15 protein-coding genes are annotated in these 19,124 nt (G+C 32.9%); 14 read left to right on the plus strand and 1 reads right to left on the minus strand.

What is annotated here, in order from left to right:
* The first annotated feature begins 71 nt into the window (after positions 1 to 71).
* The 12 genes from BMY18_RS10630 (at position 72) to BMY18_RS10675 (ending at position 15,886) form a co-directional block, all read left to right on the plus strand.
* The gene (locus BMY18_RS10630) at positions 72 to 2,591 is read left to right on the plus strand and encodes a methyl-accepting chemotaxis protein (RefSeq protein WP_092453794.1); all 2,520 of its coding nucleotides are present in this window, start codon (positions 72 to 74) and stop codon (positions 2,589 to 2,591) included.
* A gap of 86 nt (positions 2,592 to 2,677) precedes the next feature.
* The gene (glyA, locus tag BMY18_RS10635; protein WP_092453796.1) at positions 2,678 to 3,916 is read left to right on the plus strand and encodes a serine hydroxymethyltransferase; all 1,239 of its coding nucleotides are present in this window, start codon (positions 2,678 to 2,680) and stop codon (positions 3,914 to 3,916) included.
* A 235-nt stretch (positions 3,917 to 4,151) separates the two neighbouring features.
* Positions 4,152 to 6,137 carry a GH25 family lysozyme gene (locus BMY18_RS10640; RefSeq protein ID WP_092453798.1) on the plus strand — a complete coding sequence of 662 codons (1,986 nt, stop codon included), beginning with the start codon at positions 4,152 to 4,154 and terminating at the stop codon, positions 6,135 to 6,137.
* A gap of 507 nt (positions 6,138 to 6,644) precedes the next feature.
* Positions 6,645 to 6,818: a hypothetical protein gene (locus BMY18_RS21045; RefSeq protein ID WP_170841374.1), complete on the plus strand. Its 174-nt coding sequence runs from the start codon at positions 6,645 to 6,647 to the stop codon at positions 6,816 to 6,818.
* A 78-nt stretch (positions 6,819 to 6,896) separates the two neighbouring features.
* A complete protein-coding gene (locus BMY18_RS10645) occupies positions 6,897 to 7,979 on the plus strand; it encodes an ATPase, T2SS/T4P/T4SS family (protein ID WP_092453800.1) in 1,083 nt (360 codons plus the stop codon).
* Positions 7,969 to 9,486 carry a hypothetical protein gene (locus BMY18_RS10650; protein WP_092453802.1) on the plus strand — a complete coding sequence of 506 codons (1,518 nt, stop codon included), beginning with the start codon at positions 7,969 to 7,971 and terminating at the stop codon, positions 9,484 to 9,486. The genes BMY18_RS10645 and BMY18_RS10650 overlap by 11 nt, the downstream gene beginning before the upstream one ends.
* 9 nt (positions 9,487 to 9,495) lie before the next feature.
* Positions 9,496 to 9,828 carry a hypothetical protein gene (locus BMY18_RS10655; protein WP_092453803.1) on the plus strand — a complete coding sequence of 111 codons (333 nt, stop codon included), beginning with the start codon at positions 9,496 to 9,498 and terminating at the stop codon, positions 9,826 to 9,828.
* Between the two features lie 233 nt (positions 9,829 to 10,061).
* Positions 10,062 to 10,205: a hypothetical protein gene (locus tag BMY18_RS21050; RefSeq protein WP_170841375.1), complete on the plus strand. Its 144-nt coding sequence runs from the start codon at positions 10,062 to 10,064 to the stop codon at positions 10,203 to 10,205.
* 9 nt (positions 10,206 to 10,214) lie between these two features.
* A complete protein-coding gene (locus BMY18_RS10660) occupies positions 10,215 to 10,733 on the plus strand; it encodes a hypothetical protein (protein WP_092453805.1) in 519 nt (172 codons plus the stop codon).
* Between the two features lie 19 nt (positions 10,734 to 10,752).
* Positions 10,753 to 11,376, plus strand: a complete 624-nt coding sequence (locus BMY18_RS10665) for a hypothetical protein (RefSeq protein WP_092453807.1) — start codon at positions 10,753 to 10,755, stop codon at positions 11,374 to 11,376.
* Between the two features lie 125 nt (positions 11,377 to 11,501).
* Positions 11,502 to 12,350, plus strand: coding sequence for a hypothetical protein (locus BMY18_RS10670; protein WP_092453809.1), 849 nt, complete (start codon positions 11,502 to 11,504; stop codon positions 12,348 to 12,350).
* 50 nt (positions 12,351 to 12,400) lie between these two features.
* Complete coding sequence (locus tag BMY18_RS10675; RefSeq protein WP_092453811.1) at positions 12,401 to 15,886, plus strand: DUF4214 domain-containing protein; 3,486 nt, start codon at positions 12,401 to 12,403, stop codon at positions 15,884 to 15,886.
* A gap of 101 nt (positions 15,887 to 15,987) precedes the next feature.
* Here the strand turns inward: BMY18_RS10675 and BMY18_RS10680 are convergent, their stop codons facing one another.
* Positions 15,988 to 17,280 (minus strand): HlyC/CorC family transporter, encoded by a 1,293-nt coding sequence (locus BMY18_RS10680; protein WP_092453813.1) that lies wholly within the window; start codon positions 17,278 to 17,280, stop codon positions 15,988 to 15,990.
* 252 nt (positions 17,281 to 17,532) lie between these two features.
* Here BMY18_RS10680 and BMY18_RS10685 point away from each other — a divergent pair, with 252 nt between their 5' ends.
* Together BMY18_RS10685 and BMY18_RS10690 are read left to right on the plus strand one after the other, a co-directional pair.
* On the plus strand, positions 17,533 to 17,889 hold the full coding sequence (locus BMY18_RS10685) for a TIGR04086 family membrane protein (RefSeq protein WP_092453816.1): 357 nt from the start codon (positions 17,533 to 17,535) through the stop codon (positions 17,887 to 17,889).
* A gap of 200 nt (positions 17,890 to 18,089) precedes the next feature.
* Positions 18,090 to 19,097 (plus strand): deoxyguanosinetriphosphate triphosphohydrolase, encoded by a 1,008-nt coding sequence (locus tag BMY18_RS10690; protein WP_092453818.1) that lies wholly within the window; start codon positions 18,090 to 18,092, stop codon positions 19,095 to 19,097.
* Positions 19,098 to 19,124: the final 27 nt, after the last annotated feature.

Below are 19,124 nucleotides of genomic sequence, written 5' to 3' on the forward strand. Positions count from 1 at the left end.
GGAAATCTATAGTAAAATGTATACAGTATTTATTTGGTGAAGAAATATAATAAAAAGGCGGTTTTTTTACGATGGATGAAAATAAAGCGACAGAGGATATTCTTAAAGATACTGGAAATATTCCTCAAAATACAGATGATATTCGCGAAAATACAAAAGATGAAAAAAATATTATATCAACGCTAGATGAAGTTATAGTGACTGATAGCAATACTGACCTTTCCGAAAAAGAGTCAGCTACGGTATCTGCAACTAAAACGGATGATGAAGTTGTGGTAGCGGATGATATGATGGTAGCGGATGAAGTGATGGTAGCGGATGAAGTGATTCAAGAAGATGTGATCATTGAAGGAAATCAAAATGTTTCTCAAATGTTATTGCAAGAGGACGCATTAGGAAAACATAAAGGTATTAAATTTAATAAGGTAGATAAAGAAGCAAAGAAGATGAAGTTCAATCTGAGAAAAGAAAAAATGGAGCAGGGATTGAATGAAAAAAGAGATGAATTTGAAGAGCTTAAGTCGGATATGATTTCCACTAAGAAAGATTCAAGACTTATGCTAAAGTTTCAAAGCATTCGTGTAAAATTAATCTGTGCTTTTTTAATCCCAGTAGTTTTGATAATTATGTTAGGTGTTTTGTCATATTCGACAGCTTCTAAAGCTATTGTTTCAAGCTTCGAAACATCAGCACAGTCAACAATCCAAAAAACTTCAGATTATTATAGCCTAATGTTTTCGAATGTTAGGACATCAGCAAATGATTTGGCAAATAACAAAACTTTGAAAGATTATTATTCAAAGTCATATACTGGCGATTTAACAGCAGAAGGAACTACATATAATACGCTTAGAGATCAAATATCATCTATAGCTAGTAGTAGTGATGCAATTTCTAATGTTTTTGTAATAGGTTCGTATGGTACGCCCCTTGCGACTGCTACTTTGACAGCAACAGAAAGTACATATTCAGGTCTTTCTGTTTCAGACGAAGCAAAAGTGATAGATAGCAATAAAACAGCATGGTTTTCAAAACATATATTTTTAGATAGCAAGAGTTCAAGTACATATGCATTAAGTTATGCTCGTCAACTTACGGGAAATAATTTAAAAAGCATTGGTTATATATTTATTGATTTAAATAAAGATTTTGTTAATGACCCACTTAATAATGTTAATTTAGGAGATAAGAGTATAGTTGCCCTGGTTGCTCCAGATAATGGAGAAATCGTAGCTGGACAGAATATCAATATAGATAGTAATACCGTTTACTTTGCAGATAAAGATTACTATAAGAAAGCTGCAGAGGGACAGGACAAATCTGGATATCAATATGTGAAGTATAATGGTGTAACCGAATTATTCATATATGCAAAAAATGATGCTGGATTTATGGTATGCTCAGTTATTCCCAAAAGTGTAATTATAGCTCAAGCAGGAAGCATTAAATTAATTACTATTATTGCTGTTATTATTGCATTTGGTATTGCATTAGCGGTTGGTGGAATAATAGCAACGAGTATGAGTACAGCAATCCATAATATTATGGGAAAACTTGAAAAAGCAGCAGAAGGCGATTTGACTGTCGTTGTTAATTCAAGAAGAAAAGATGAATTTAAAGTTTTAGCTGAAAGTATTAATAATATGATAGGTAAAATGAAACAACTAATAGAAGAAACAAAAAGTGTTTCCTTGACGGTTGATGATTCTGCTAAAACTGTAACAGATAGCGCTATGACATTACTTGATGCAACGCGAGGAATTACAGATTCAATTAGTGGCATTGAAAAAGGTATTGTTCAACAGGCGAATGATTCAGAAAGCTGTATGCGTCAGATGGACGTGCTTTCTGAGAAGATTAATATTGTATCTGATAATTCAAACAAAATATCAGAAATAGCAGAAGGTACAAAAGAGATTGTTCAAACAGGTCTGAATACAATAGATGAGCTTAATTCAAATGTAAAGGATACAGTAGATATTACAAATGCGGTAATAATTGGTATACAAGCACTTCAAGAGTCGTCAAAATCAATTGGGAATATTATTGGTGTAATTAATGAGATTGCAGAACAAACTAATTTACTTTCACTGAATGCTTCAATTGAAGCTGCAAGAGCAGGGGATGCAGGTAGAGGATTTGCGGTTGTTGCAGGTGAGATTCGTAAGCTTGCAGACCAGTCGGTTGAATCAGCGAATAAGATTAGAATAATTATTGAAGAAATTGATTCAAAGACAAAAGCAACAGTTACTACTGCAAAACAGGCAGAGAGTGTTGTAGCTGTTCAAGAAAAGTCGCTTAAAAATACGTTAGCAGTATTTGTTGATATTCAATCACAAGTAGTAGAACTTGTTACGAATGTTAATAATATTGCAAGTGGTGTTAATGATATTGCTGATACAAAATCAGAGACACTTTTCGCGATAGAAAATATTTCAGCGGTATCAGAGGAAACAGCAGCAACAGCACAGGAAGTTACAGAAACTGCAACAAAGCAGATGGAAGCGGTTGAAGATCTTAATAGAGCGGCTGAATCTTTAAATAAAAATGCGAGTGCATTGTCACAAGCAATTGATTTGTTTATCGTATAATAATTGCTTTTTGCAGTTGTTGTATCATTAATATAGGCATTATATTTGCCATCAAGAAATTATTTATATAATAACGGAGGTATAAAATGTATTCATTTGATGAAGTCTTGAACTTCGATCCAGAAGTAGCAAATGCTATGGATGATGAAATTGCAAGACAAAGAAGCCACATTGAGTTAATCGCGTCAGAAAACCTTGTAAGTAAGGCGGTTATGGCTGCAATGGGAAGTCCATTAACGAACAAGTACGCTGAAGGATATCCAGGGAAGAGATATTATGGAGGATGCGAGTACGTAGATGTTATTGAAACACTTGCAATAGAAAGAGCGAAAAAGTTATTTGATTGTGGATATGCGAATGTTCAGCCACATTCAGGAGCACAGGCTAACATGGCAGTGTTTTTTGCAATGCTTGAGCCAGGCGATACGTTTATGGGTATGAGTCTTGATGCAGGCGGACATTTAACACATGGTTCACCTGTCAATATGTCAGGAAAATACTATAACATCGTTCCTTACGGCGTGAATGAAGATGGTTTTATAGATTATGATAATGTTTTGAAGATTGCAAAAGAATGCAAGCCAAAACTTATCGTTGCTGGTGCGAGTGCATATGCAAGAATTATAGATTTCAAGAAATTTAGAGAAATCGCTGATGAAGTAGGCGCTTATTTGATGGTAGATATGGCTCATATTGCTGGTCTTGTAGCTGGAGGTCAACACCCAAGTCCAATTCCTTATGCTGATGTTGTTACAACAACAACACACAAAACATTAAGGGGCCCAAGAGGTGGTATGATTCTATGTTCAAAAGAAAACGGTGTGAAGTTTAATTTTAACAAAGCAGTATTTCCAGGTATCCAAGGTGGACCTTTGATGCATGTAATTGCAGCGAAAGCAGTTTGTTTCAAAGAAGCTTTAGATGATAGTTTCAAAGATTATGCTAAAAATGTTGTCGAGAATTCAGCAGCGCTTGCCAATGGCTTGATAGGTAGAGGATTCAAACTTGTTTCAGGTGGTACAGATAATCACTTGATGCTGGTAGATTTAACAAATAAGAATCTTACTGGTAAAGAAGTTGAGAAGTTTCTTGATGCAGCAAATATTACATGTAACAAAAACACAATTCCTAATGATCCAGCATCACCATTTGTTACAAGTGGCGTTAGGTTAGGTTCAGCTGCCGTTACAACTAGAGGATTTAATACAGCAGATATGGATGTTGTTGCAGAGGCAATGGCACTTCTTATTAATGATGTTGAAAATAATAGAGAAAAGGCTATGGAATTAGTTAAGACATTAACTGACAAGTATCCACTTTATTAATAAAATAATAGAAAGCGTCTAAGTGAGATACTTCCTTAGACGCTTTCCTTATTTATATTTAATTGTAGATGCGGTTAAATGTTGGAAAAGGATAAGTGTTATAAAAGAGCTAGCTTTATGGGGACGGCATAAATAACAGCTTATTTAGATTAAAAAGTAAGATATTTGGTAAATATATAAAAAAGAGGATGGCGCAATAAATATCTGTTTAAATTGGATTAAGGGAGAAAATATTATGATAAAAGAAAATCAATTTTTTAATAACGGTAAGGATTCTGATAAAAAAGAAATCAAAAACAATGAAAATAAAAATGAAAAAAACAGTTCACAAGATATAACTGGTGAAAATGATAAATATTTTAAAGAAGATAAAGATTCAGAAGACAATGAAGATTCGAAAGGTATAGAAGATTCAGAAGACGATGAAGATTTAGAAGATGACTTAGATGAAGATGATGAAGACGAGAATAGCAAAAAAAATATTTTTAAAGAAAAATTAATTGGGTTAATTGAAATTTGTAAAAACAACAAAAAGAGAGTGATAATCGTTTCAATTATTATTGCGGTCATTTGTATTGGAGTTACAACAGTTGTTCTTTTAGGTAAAAACGGTAAAACGAGTGATGCAGGCGCACAGTTACCTACAACTAAAAACGAATATGTAGATGTTATACCTGCTGAAGTCGGAGATATTGATGATCCCAATGATCCCCAATTACAAAATGGTAATAATTCGGAAGGCACTGGAGCTCAAATGAGTGCGACTGATATGAAAAAAACAAGTTCTATGTCCAATGGAATTGATCTCTCAAAATTCCAAGGAAAGGTTGACTGGGATGCAGTGGCAGCAACTAAAAAAATAGATTTCGCAATGATAAGAGTAGGATACAGAACGGATAATAATGGGACAATAGTGGAAGATCCATATGCAAGGTACAATATGCAAATGGCAGATGAGGCAGGAATTAAGGTTGGTGTATATTTCTTCTCAACAGCGACCACAAAAGAAGAAGCATTAGAAGAAGCGGCATGGACCACTAATACTATTGCGAAATATAAAATAACATATCCAGTAGTATATAATTGTGAAGGATTTACGAAAAGTGATAGTAGGATGTATGGGATTAGTAATGCAAATAGAACCGATTATGCAATTGCATTCCTTAATTATGTAAAAAATGAAGGATATGAGCCGATGCTTTACGCTAATAAGACGGATCTTGATAACTCAACGTATTGGGATACTAAAAAAATCAGTGCAAGTTATAAAATTTGGGTTGCACAATATCCAGATCAATTGACAGAAAAATCTTCTTATACGGGAACAAACGCTATGTGGCAGTATACATGTAATGGAAAAGTAACAGGTATCAATGGTTTTGTTGATATGAATATTGCTTATTTTTACTATGAAAATGCAGTGGAACCCAAAGATACAAGTGGCGCTGCGAATGCAGACAATCCGGAATTGGGTGTGACATTTACAGCAGCCAGTGGACAGCTGACAGCAAAAGAGAATACCAATTTAAGAAGTCTACCAAATACAATGGGAGATATCCTCGCAAATATTAAAAATGGAGAGTTCGCAACATTAATCAGTAATGGTGATAATGGGTGGTCAAAACTAGAATTTAATGGCACAACAGGATATTCGTTGACAAGATTACTGACTGATAAGGTTAATGCGGTGGCAGTACCAGTGACGCCTGCGGCAACTAAGGCAGCAGAGGTAAGCGCGTATACAGATGTTTTTGATCAGGTAACTGCAAAAGAGGAAACTAATCTCAGGAAGGAAGCTAATACAACGAGTACATTAGTTGCAACAATTACCAATGGTACATTCTACACAAGAACAGGAATAGGTAAGGGCAATAATGAATGGTCAAGACTCGTATACAATGGTGAGACAGTCTATGCAAAAACAGATTTACTGACAACTGAGGTCAAGGTAACGCAGGCACCGACGACTGCAGCAGAGGGAGAGAAGTATAAAGTCCAAAATATGGTATTTACTGCTATTAGTGACAAAGTAACGATAACTTCTAATGTTCAATCCGTGAACCTTAGAGATTTGCCGAGCACAACTGTTGGTGAAACCAAAGCTACACTTAAAACAGGTGAATTTATTGAAAGAACTGGACTCAATGAGGGTACTGGTTGGTCAAAATTAATATATAATGGGGTTACTGTATATGCATCAACACGGTACCTGAAAAATTAATAGTGTTATTTAGAGAATCAAATATTGATATGCTCCTCTATCCGTTTACACGGGAGGAGCATATTTTTTATGTAAACCATTAATAGAATATTTATAAATAACACATTTGCAAATACTAAATAACGTAAATATAGTTCTAAAATAATGTAAATAATGCTTTACAATATATGCTATAAAATGTATAATAATATTATCTTAAAGATCTTTATGAAGTTTCAAGTTTTACTCATTTGCATGCTAGCGTGCTTCTTTTTCATCTCATCTCAAAAAATATCCTAATTATTTTCAAGTTAAAAATTAATATGAATATGCGGAATGCCAATGCAAGTTAATATATGAGGCAGCTATATTCTGAATTTTTAGCGTATTATTCATCAGAAAAATATCTGAAAAGTTATCTGGAAAGTTATCTGGAAAGTTATCTGGAAAGTTATCTGGAAAGTTATCTGAAAAGTAATCCCAAAAAGTTATCCCAAAAGTTATTTCAAAAATGAAAGGAGGAAAAGAATGTTAGCTAAAATTTTTGATGAATATGGTGGTGCTATCAAAACAGTTGTTGTTTTATTGCTAATTATTGCGATTGTAGTAGTTTTATTAGCGACAAATGGCCCAGTAAAAACAGCATTTACAGATCTACTATCAAGTTTCTTTACCAAAGCAAGCACTAGCTCCGGCATATAATCAGTCGGAGATTGAGGGGGCTTGTACAATGTGGATATATTGGACTGGCTCCTTTTTTGAAAGGAGATTAATTTTAAAATGGCAGAAAATAAAACCAAAATTATGACAGGAGTTATTACAAAAGAAAGGCTGAAACCACTTTTTAAATATTTAAAAAATGATGAGATTACTGACGTTGATTGGAATGGCTCAGACCTCTGGATTAAAAATATATATAACGAAAGTATTATGATTCCCAAAGAAGAACATGAAATAACACCAGCATTCATTCAAGCATTTACTACGCATGTTTCTAATTCTGTTTCTAAATTGTTTAATCAAGAAAATTGTGTGTTGGAAGCAGAAACAGAGGACTATCGTATTGAATGTGTCCATGAAGCCAGGGCTATTTCTGGAAGATGCTGTTGTATTCGTAAAACCACACGAACCCCACGGATGTCATATAAATATTTGATTGATTCCAAGTATACTATTTCACCTATTTTAAATTTACTGATTAATTGTTGTATTGCAAAGTTTAATTTTATGATTGCAGGGGAACCGGGTGTAGGAAAAACAGAATTCGCAAAGTTTTTATCATTGTTTATACCAGATGATCAGAGAGTAATTACAATTGAGGATTCTCCTGAGTGGCATTACAAAGAACTGAAACCCTATGCAGATGGTATTGAATTACAAGTGAATGATGATTTTTCTTATACTGATGCATTAAAGACTTGTATGAGACTTAACCCAAGAAGGATATTTTTATCGGAAGTAAGATCAACTGAAGCAAAATCACTTATAGAATGTTGGTCAAATGGGGTTAAGGGGTTTTCTACCCTGCACACAGATGATGCGAGAAAAATACCTGATAGAATTCTTAATATGATGCCAACTCGAGCAGATGCAGAAAGATTAAAAAGCAATGTATATGAAAATTTGGATATTGGAATTTTGATAAATCAAAAGAAAGACGAGGATGGTAAGAACCATAGATACATCGAACAGGTATGCTTCTTTGAAAGAGATATTCAAAAAGAAGAAAACAAAATATATATGATCGTTGAGGAAGGCAAAATAATAACGCAAGAGATACCTCAAAGCAAAAAAATAAAACTGAAAGGCATAAGCTATTTTGAGATTTCCGATGTCCTAAAGGAGAAGTATTATGAAACATAAGAAAACCAAAAGAAAAAGCATGTTTTACTATTTGAGACATAAAAATCTTATTGTTGAAATCGAACAGTTTGGCCATGTTTTATCTTTCAAAGAATTAATGTTCAGTTACATTAAAGTGGTATTTATAGGTATGGTGGCGGCTTATTTATTCAAGTTACCAATTTATGGTTACATAACCATTATGGGTGCATCTACACTATTTGTATCCAGACTTATTATTGGCTCATATAAGAGCATTTATGAACAAAAGAAGTTTAGTGATGCTAATCTGTACCTGGAAAAAATGTTGTATTTTTTTAAGAAGTCAAAGAAAATTTATTCATCATTAAATGAAGCTTTAAATGTGTTCCCAAGTGGAAACATTCATAATTTGATCGAAAATGCTATAGAGATTATACGCACTTGCGAAAGTAAAAATGTATCAGAAGAAGCATTGAAATTAATTGAAAAAGAGTTCCCCAATAGCAGAATAAAAACACTTCATTCCTTCATGCTAAACGTTGAATCGAAAGGTGGGGACCCATCACTCGGGGTTGAAATGTTACTGAATGATCGAGCACTTTGGACAAATAGAGTTGTATCATTACAACAAGACAAGCAACTTATCAAAAAGAATGTGATTATAGCACTCATTATGACATTAGGGTTATGCTTAACAATTCTATATTTACCATTTATGATTGGAAACATAGGTAATATGGATATAAGCGGTAATATATTTGTGCAATGGTCAGCAATAGCATTAATTATTTTTCTTTTGTTTTTTTATACAAAGGTAAACAATCAGCTCAGCACGAATTGGCTTGAGTATGATCTTATTCAAGATAACTTAAAAATAGAGAAAAGATATAACGATTTTATTCATATTGATATGCAAAAGGAAAGAGTAAAAAGTGTTATATACGCAGCGATACCAGCACTTGGGACAGCAATTTTATTTGCTTTTTTTAATTTAAAAGTTATATTATTTGTTGGTTTAGCAACGGCTATGTTTTTCTTGAATGCGTATAAGCTCGGTTATAAAATCGAAAAAAAGAATTTGATAAAGGAAATAAGTAAAGTATTTCCGACCTGGTTATTGAATATAGCATTATTAATGCAAAATGAAAATGTTCACATGGCAATTGTTATATCCTATGAGGGTGCCCCACCTATTTTAAAACCGGCTATTAAACAGTTATTAGAAGAACTCGATGATAATCCCACGTCTGAAGCTCCATTCAATAAATTTCTAAGTGATTTTTGTTTATCGGAAGTAAAAGAATCCATGAATTCATTATATTGCATTAGCGAAGCCTCAGGAGGTAATATTGAGGATGAATTTCGTCAGATTATTACCAGAGTTAACAAGTATATGGATAAGGCAGAACAAATAAAAAACAGCGATAAATTAGCAATTATGAGCGCTTATATCAGTGCGCCCGCCTTGGTTGGTACATTTAAACTATCCATAGACATGGTAGTTATGCTCATAACTTTCATATCTATGAGTAATTCAATAGTTTAAGGAGGATATATGTCACAAGTATTTAAAACATATCTAACATTATTTTTAATATTTCTTGGTGTACTCATACTGATTGGTATCATAACTGCAGATATTGATATCTCAAATTCAAGGGATTACAAAAATTATGTTATAGATCAAATGGAAAATAGTAATCTCTCTGATAGTGTGATAGAAGCCTGCAAGACGAATGCAAAAATCTATCATTATGAATTAGTAACGAAGTCTATAAAAGATGATATAGGGAAAACGATAGCAGTAGAAGTTATTTTAAAATACAACTATTCTATCAAACTTGTTAATGTATTAATAGAACATGAGCTTCGCGGATATGCAAGGTAGGCGATACCTTCTTATTTATGAAATATTTATATTTTGAAAAATGATATTAACAATATTTTTCAATCGAGGAAAGTGAGCTTTTGAAAGTACTGAGAAAAGAGGGGAAATATGAAAAGTATAATGGATGAATATGGGGAATCCTTGATTAATTATGTGATTGGAACAATGATTGGATCAATGTTAACTACAGCATTAATTGTTGTATCTTTATATTAAAGGAGTGAGAAAAAATTATGTTAAGCCAAATTTTTGAAGAATATGGAAATCAAATCACAGCCGCTATTGAAGTATTTCTTTTTATTGTATTAGTTGCTGGAATCTTTTTTGGAGGAACAATTGGGAATATCATATTAAGCATATCTAATGGTATGTGTTAGGAGAAAACATTGAAACAAATACTAAAAGTTTTGGGAACTTCATTTATTATGGCGGTTGTTGTTCTTGGTCTATTGATTATTTTAAATAACATAAGTTTTACCTCAAATGGAAAAACTCACACAGGAATCTTTGAAGTTTTAGGTATGGCTTCAACCATTGAGAGTGCTTCGTATTGTGCATCGGATTCAGCGGTATTTGAAAGTGTAGTGGCTTTGAAAAAACCTGAAATCTATTTTGAAAAAGCTGAATTAGAGAATTTAATAAAAGATAAAGATATTGAAATATTAAATTACTTCAAGGTAAAATTTAATAGCAAAGATAATGTAATCGATGCAAACAGTATAGATGAAAGTCATTGTAAGATTTTGGACATTACAGATAAAAATGGCAATAGTTTTATGTATCTATATAATAAGCAACTCAGAACAATTAAATTTAATCATACAGATATATATACAATTACATTTTTTTTATTAGATAATGAACAAAAAGAAAGTACGGCCATAATAAATATACCCGTCAATTAAAAAGGAGGCTTGGATTAAAGTGAAAAATACAATTTTAGGAATGTGTTTTGTTTTTTTTATTGTCATTTCGATGTCTATTATTTATACTATTGATGGGAGACGTATTAGAAAGGAGGAGACAGTGGACAGCCTCAGCAGCGCAATTGAAAGCTCTATGCAAGCGCTTGTTGATAATAAATATAAAATATCAAATAACGAAGAATTTATTGCAGATTTTACAGAGGCACTTTTAGTACAAATTGAAAGTGATTTTACAGTGACTATTAATATACTCGATATAGATTATGAAAAGAAGATATTATCTATCGAAGTAATAGAGCACTATCAACATCCAAATGGGAAACCGGCCACTGTAGCCTGCGTAAAGACTGTAATATTTGAACAGGACATTGACAGTAGCCTAACCGAAGCAAACAGACAAGTAAAAATCACATACATGATACCTGGTAATGGTACCAATATTATATATAAAGAATTTTCTATCAAAAAAGGTTGCGAAATCATCATACCTCAAAGTCCGTCTATAGATGGTAAAGCATTTATCGAATGGACATTAAATGGTTCCCAATATATATTGATGGATTCAGACCAGAACAAAGTAAAGGTTAATGAAGATATTTCCTTATATGCAGAATTCAATTAAATTAAAAGTTCTGAAAATATAAGGAATACATAAAAGAAAATGGAGGAGTGAAAAAAAGTAGTAAAAAAAGTGGTAAAAAAAGTAGTAAAAAAAGTAGTGAATAAAAGGAGATGGGGGACAGATATTTGAAAAAATCAAAAATCAAGCTTTTTTATTTGTTATCAATTTTGTTATTATGCGCTTGTAACTCAAAAACAAGTACTTCAAATGTAAGTGAAAACATTAGTCAGTCGGCAACTACGATTAGTAAAGAAACAACAGCCGACAAAAAAACAATAACCACTTTGCCCGATGGCACTATCATTGAGAAATCTAGTGATGGTACGACAATCGAAAGGTCTAGTGATGGTACTACAAAAGAAATTCAAGCAAATGGTACTGTTATCAAAACCGCAATAGATGGTACTATTACTGAGACTAAAATAGATGGTACGGTTATTCTTACTAAAACTGATGGATATAGAATAGAAACCTCACCAGACGGTAGTACTAAGGAAATTCAAACAGCGACACAATTAGTAACAGAGAAGCCTACGGAAGCGCAAATGTCAACGCAGGCCACAACGGAATCCTCTTCACAAGTACCTGCGCCTACTGAAGCACCTATAACTCCAATTGAAGCGCCTCCAACAGAAGCACCTGTAGCAACAACAGGGCGGACTTATGGTTACTATACCAATTGTACAACAACCGGGCTTATTCAAGATAAAACTGAGTATGGAAACCATCGGCCTTATGAATATTTTAAATTGACAGAATCACCCATCGCTTATTGCATTGCTTACGCAGAAGATGCATTGAGTTATGGTGTAAAACCAAAATTCAATTCCCTTTTAGGACTTACATCTACCATGAAGGAATTTAGTGATTACGGAAAATCAAAAGGCGGAAATGGTGTTGTTGGAGTTGAGTTAAGTGATTTTGGTTATTATAATGGTCTTCTAGTTTGTGTTGTAAGTGTTGATTTAAATTAAATAATAAATAACGCAGTACTAAGGTTTATGTGAATAGGAAAGGAAGAATAATGGTGAAAAACAATAAAAAAGTACTTACTGTGTGGTTAATAATTATAATAACTATGTTATTACAATCCATTACATACGCCGCTGATTACCGTAATACTACAGGATACCAAATTGATAGAAATGATGGATGTACGGTAACACATGTATCATATGATATCACGAATGAATTTTGGACTAAACAGGTAATTAAAGGCGGTAACTATCAATGGAGCACTTTTGTTAACAGTAGCACCTATACTGATTCCAATTCTGTAAATAATGATTATGGTTCAAAAGAAACCTATTTATGTGACGAACATGACTATAATTACATTGACGTTTCAAAGGTTGAATTTGCATGTGGCAAGAATGATTTAATTGATTTCTTAAATAATATGGAGGGGGCAGGATTAGGTTTTGATAGCGAATTAATGTTATCCCATGATACCAACTACCTACCAGTCTATACGTTCATGTCTTGCCCGCTTGATGGTTTATTGGCCAGGTTAAAAATTAATTATTATGGATTTTGGTGTGACTATGAAAACTGCTATGTTATTACCGGCATTCGTTACCAAACGAAATGTTCCAATTTTGGTTATGAGGATAAAGATGCATTTGGCAATAGTGGATGGTATGCAGGGTGGGAATTTGGTTATGGTGGCGGATATAATTATCCTCATAATCATTGTTACGGCCATCCTAATGAATATACAATTACGTATGACCCAAACGGTGGAAGCGGAACAATTAATGATTTAAACTGCTTATATAATTCAAGTTACAATCTGAGCAATAGTGGTTATACAAGACCAGGATGGCGTTTATCAGGATGGAAAAATATAGAGATGAATCAAATATATAGTTTGGGTCAATCGTTTACTAATTTAACAGCCACACATGGCGAAGTATTAACAATGTCCGCGCTATGGGAGGATATAAATCCTCCGACGATAAACGTACAAAATCCATATGGTTGGATCAATCAGAATGTAGAGATAACAGCATCTGCAGTTGATTATGAAAGTGGAATGAAAAATCTTGAATTATATGATGGATTAACTTTATTAACCTATGGAGAAAATTCTTTATCATTTCCATTTATAGCAGACCAAATCAAAACATATAGGTTAAAAGCTAGTGATAATGCAGGGAATACATCGTATAGAGATTTTACGATTAATATAGATAAAACGCCACCAAACATAACTATAAACAATAATACGAACAAGGATGTAAGCATCAAAGGCGAGAATAGTAAAGTCAATGTGAGTGTTGATTTTGCAGAAACACTTAGTGGATTGTCAAAAGTAAGTGTAGCAGATTCAAATGGAAATGTTTTTCTTGAGCAAAATTTTACAAGTGAATATCAATGGATTAAAGACATGCAAGAAAATTATATTGATAAGGTATATGAAAATTTGTTCTTGCGACAAGCAACATCTGCCGAAAAAAAAGCTTGGCGAAATAATAAGATCAATAATAATCTTGAAGTCGGTGATATTTTTTGGGGATTATTTGAAAATAATGAATTTATAGATAAATATATATACACTTATAGTGATCACGATTATATATATATGCTATATGATGTAATATTAGATAGAGAACCAGATGGGGAGGGCTTTAATAATTATTCCTATGCACTTGCGACAGGAAGCTCAAGGAATTGGCTAGGGCACGTACTTTATGAATCACGCGAAGCAGTAAATAAAAGAGCAAGCCACTATGGAATTCCTATTTCTCAAACATATAATGGTGATAATTATAATGCTTCCCTTGATTTCACTGTAGTCGTTGAGGGAACTTCAAAATGCTATTATATAACAGCCACAGACAATGCTGGTAATTCAAGAACTCAGGTAACAACCGTTTTGATTAACAAATCTGTATTAAAGGTAGATATGCCTGATTATTCATGGACTAATCAAAATGTGCCTGTACATATTACATCAAGTAATACAAGTGGAACCACTACTCATTATAATTTATATAACAATGATACAGGAGCATGGGTGGAGAGTTGGAAAAATAATACTGATCGATATTACTGGGTTACAAATGAAGGGATAACACATTGGAAATGTATCGCGTACGATGATGCAGGAAATTATGCCGAGGCAACGAATTCAGTTGAAATTGATAAAACTGCTCCAACTATTAATCCAGACAATATTAAAGCAACTTATAATCCAAGTGAAAAAATGACATCTATTAAAGTTATTGCAAATGATTATTTGAGCGGTATAAATACACTAAGTTTTTATGACAGTAATAATCAATTATTGAATCAAGTCAATGGGGATGGGGACTCTACCTGTGAAGTGAATTACACGTTTAATAATATAGATTATCAAGATTATTATTATGTTATAGTTACGGATTTAGCTGGAAATACGTATCAACAAATGATTTGCGCTAAATATACGGCAAATCATTTTAAAATGAATAACGATAACAAAACATATAGACTTACTGATACGGATATCTATTTAGGCATTATAGGACAAAATTATAATCCTACCACAAAAGATTATATCGGTTTTAATACCCCAAGTGTTCAGGCAATTAATGTGACAGCGGATGGACAAGCCACCATCAATTATTTTTACAAGCTAGGCAAATTCATTATTAAATTCAATGGCAATGGTGGTACCGGCATAATGTCTGATGTTATATATAATATTCCTACAATACCCCTTCCGACGCATACGTATACAAAAGAAAATGCTGCTGGAAAAAGCCAATTCCTTGGTTGGGATACGGATTACAAAGCAAGAAATCCCCTATATATGGAAAATGATTTGATTACTATAAATGCAGGCACGACGGAACTTACATTATATGCAATATGGGATGACTGCCCTATTATTAGCGGAACGGATAGCTATTACACCTTAGAAGATGCCAAAAGTGGAAAAATTACCGAAGCCGACTTATTAAAATATGTTCTAGTTACTGATGATTGGGATAGCAGTTCGGAACAAGTATTAAAAGTAACTGATTATAACCCATACGAATTCAAACAATTCACTTCAGACGGTTCAACGCTAGTGAAATATCAGGTGACTGATAGCGCAGGTAATACATCCTATACAACGACTACTGTATATATTGTTGACACAACTACAAAACTCGTGCAAGAAAATAAATATGTGCGATTCATTAACGAAGATTATTACCAAAAAAGTACGACAGAAGGTGGATTAGGTGAAAATTCAATATGGAAAACAAGCGCCTCTTATTCAGAGATACTAGATAAAGTTATGAAAAACAGGAAAAGTCTTGTCGAAGAGAACAATTTTACGAATGTGTTTGGAATTGAATATTCGTATACGAAACCAGGTAGTATTAGCCAGAATCAGATTTATCAATCTTGGTCATTTAACTCTGAAGAGATTAAAAAAGTCAAAGAATACATAAATACACATGGCATCGGAAATATTCAGGAAGCTACAGCCTTAAATACATTTTTAATTGAATTTAGTAATTGTAAGAATAGATAGCAATTACATATGAGAATAGAAAGAAATAAACAATAAAAAAAAACAGTCGAAGATGAGTTAAATTCTTCGACTGCTGCAAGACATAATAAGTTGTTTTAGCGTTATAAAGTTTCTGGCGTAGCACCTAAGCTTGTTGGTCCTAGGTAAAGATGAACTGTTTCAATACGATTATTTGAAGCAGACTCTACAACCAGTCTTATTCCAGGTAATTCAATGTAATCATTTACAATTGGTAATCTATCTAGCTTTTCAATTATAAAACCGCCAATTGAATCATAATCTTCTGATTCAATATCAAGGGCAAGAAAATCGTTTAAATCATCAAGTTTAGTATAGCCATCAAGTCTATATTCATTATCATTAATCTTTTGGATGGAGTCGTGTTCGTCATCGTCATATTCATCTCTGATTTCACCAACTATTTCTTCAAGTAAATCCTCAAGCGTAATCATACCAACAGTTGAACCGTATTCATCTATAACAATTGTAATATTATTAGAAGTCTTTCTAAGTTCGGCAAGTAATTCGGCTGTATTTTTGTATTCATAAGTAAAATATGGCTCTCTTAAAATACCGCGAATGTTAAATGCATCACGAGTATCAAATAACAAAAGGTCTTTTACGTTAATGATGCCAATTACATTATCAACGGTATCTTCATAAATAGGAATTCTTGTATATTTTTCACTTCGAAATATTTCCAATATTTCGTCATATGTACTATCAACACTAGCTAAAGTCATATCAATTCTCGGAATCATAATATCTTTCGCTTGTGAATCTCCAAAATCAAATAAGTTGTTGATAATACGTCTTTCTTCACTTTCAATAATACCATCTTCATGACCAACTGTAACAATCGTTCTAAGTTCATCTTCAGTCATTAACTTCTTCTTTTTAGAAGAATCAATTCCAAAGAACTTAAGGGCATATTTTGAAAGCTTATTTATAATAATTATTACTGGGGTGAGTACAAACATCACAAATGAGATGGGTTTTGCATAAGAAAGTGCTAACTTTTCGGCATGAATCGTTGCAGCTGTCTTTGGGGCGATTTCACCAAAAATAAGTACGAGGATAGTTAATATGCCAGTTGCAATACCTGTTACAATACCTGTTGCTTCACTTCCGAATGAATTAATAACGAAAGCTGTAACAATCGCAGATGCAGAAATGTTAACAATGGTATTTCCGATTAAAACGGCACTTAACAGTTTTCCTGAATTTTCAAGAAGTTCGGCAACTTTTTTTGCTCGTTTATTACCATCTTCTGCAAGTGAACGAATATGAATTCTATTGATAGTTGTAAATGCAGTCTCCGCTGATGAAAAAAAAGCTGATAACATTAATAATATAATAATTATTATAATTTGTATGACACTACTGGGGTCCAAAAAGATTTATCTCCTATTTCTTCTAAAATATTGTTTAATAATGTGAATTTTACAGTATTATGAAACAGATGTCAAGAAAGTAGTCATAAATATAGTAATTGTATCGTATATATTATAGTAAACAAAATATTAGAAATATGACTTATATTCGTCGCTTATAAGCTGATAAAAGGTCTAAATTAGGCCATTAGGAAAATGAGAGTTAAAAAGAGCAATAGATATTAAAATAGTGCGCAAGAGGGAGATTGTATAATGTCAGCAAAAATGGTAGATATTCTAAAGGTAGTATTAATTACATATGTTATAACAGGAGTATTGTTGGTTTTATTAGCATTTGGATTATATAAAATGCAATTGTCAAAAGAACAGATTGATATAGGAATTATAATTGTATATGCTATCTCTACAATAGCGGGTGGATATATAATAGGTAAGAAGAAGATGCATAGGAGATTGTTATGGGGATTACTGATAGGATTGACGTATTTCGTGGTACTTTCCCTTATAGCATTTATTGTACACAAAGGAGTCTATGTAAATGGTGCATCTGCTATGAAGGCTGCATTAGTTTGTTCGTTTGGTGGAATCGTAGGTGGAGTAATTAGCTGATTAAGAATCTTAAAAAATTATTGAAACTTAATATTTTATAAAAAAAAGTTTGGGATTACAAAGACCAAACTTTTTTGTTTGTGGTAAAAAGATTAGGAAGGTGCGTGCTAGGAGAAAAAAATAAAGGAAATATTAATATTGCATAGAATATAAGAGTATAGGCGGTTTTCAAGGAATTTGAAAAAAGAAGGATAGCCAAAATGAATATTAGAGAAGATCAAGAACAAAAGGAACACGAATATTTCAGTACATATGCAGCATTTAGTGACGAGTCACAGGGCCGTGATAGACAAGAAGAATCTTGTACAATGAGGACTATTTATCAAAGAGATAGGGACAGGATTATTCATTGTAAATCATTTCGAAGGTTAAAACATAAGACACAAGTCTTTTTGGCACCAGAAGGAGATCATTATAGAACAAGACTCACTCATACATTAGAAGTCTCTCAGATTGCTAGGAGCATTGCACGAGCATTAAAAATGAATGAAGATTTAACAGAAGCAATTGCGTTAGGACATGATTTAGGTCATACACCATTTGGTCATGCGGGCGAAAGAACCTTGAATGAGCTATGCCCTACAGGATTTGCTCATTATAAACAGAGCATTCGAGTAGTTGAATTTTTAGAAAAAGATGGATTGGGATTAAATCTTACAAAAGAAGTAAGAGATGGAATCCTTAATCACAGAACATCGGGAAAACCATCAACGCTTGAAGGTAAAATTGTTCGTTTGTCAGATAAGATTGCTTATGTGAATCATGATATTGATGATGCAATTAGAGCAAAAATATTCAGTGAAGAAGATATTCCTGTAGAGTATTCAAAAATACTTGGGAATAGTACAAAAACAAGACTGAATACTTTGATTAATGATATTGTAACGAATAGTTATGATAGACCAGATATTTTTATGTCAGAAAGTGTTGAGGCAGCAATGACTGAACTCAGAAAGTTTATGTTTTCAAGTCTGTACCTTAATCCTATGGCAAAATGCGAAGAAACCAAAGCATATAAGCTGATTACAGAATTATATAACTACTACATGAGTAATATTGATGAACTACCAGAAAATTATTTTAAGTTTATCGAACAAAGAGGTGAAACACCAGAACGTGTAGTATGTGATTATATTGCTGGAATGAGTGATCAATATTCTGTCGCAAGATTTCAAGAAATATTTATTCCAAAAGCATGGAAGGGCTAAAGACGAATCAAAGATTCGCGTTTAAGA

Source organism: [Clostridium] fimetarium (assembly GCF_900111235.1).
Lineage (GTDB): Bacteria > Bacillota > Clostridia > Lachnospirales > Lachnospiraceae > Clostridium_N > Clostridium_N fimetarium.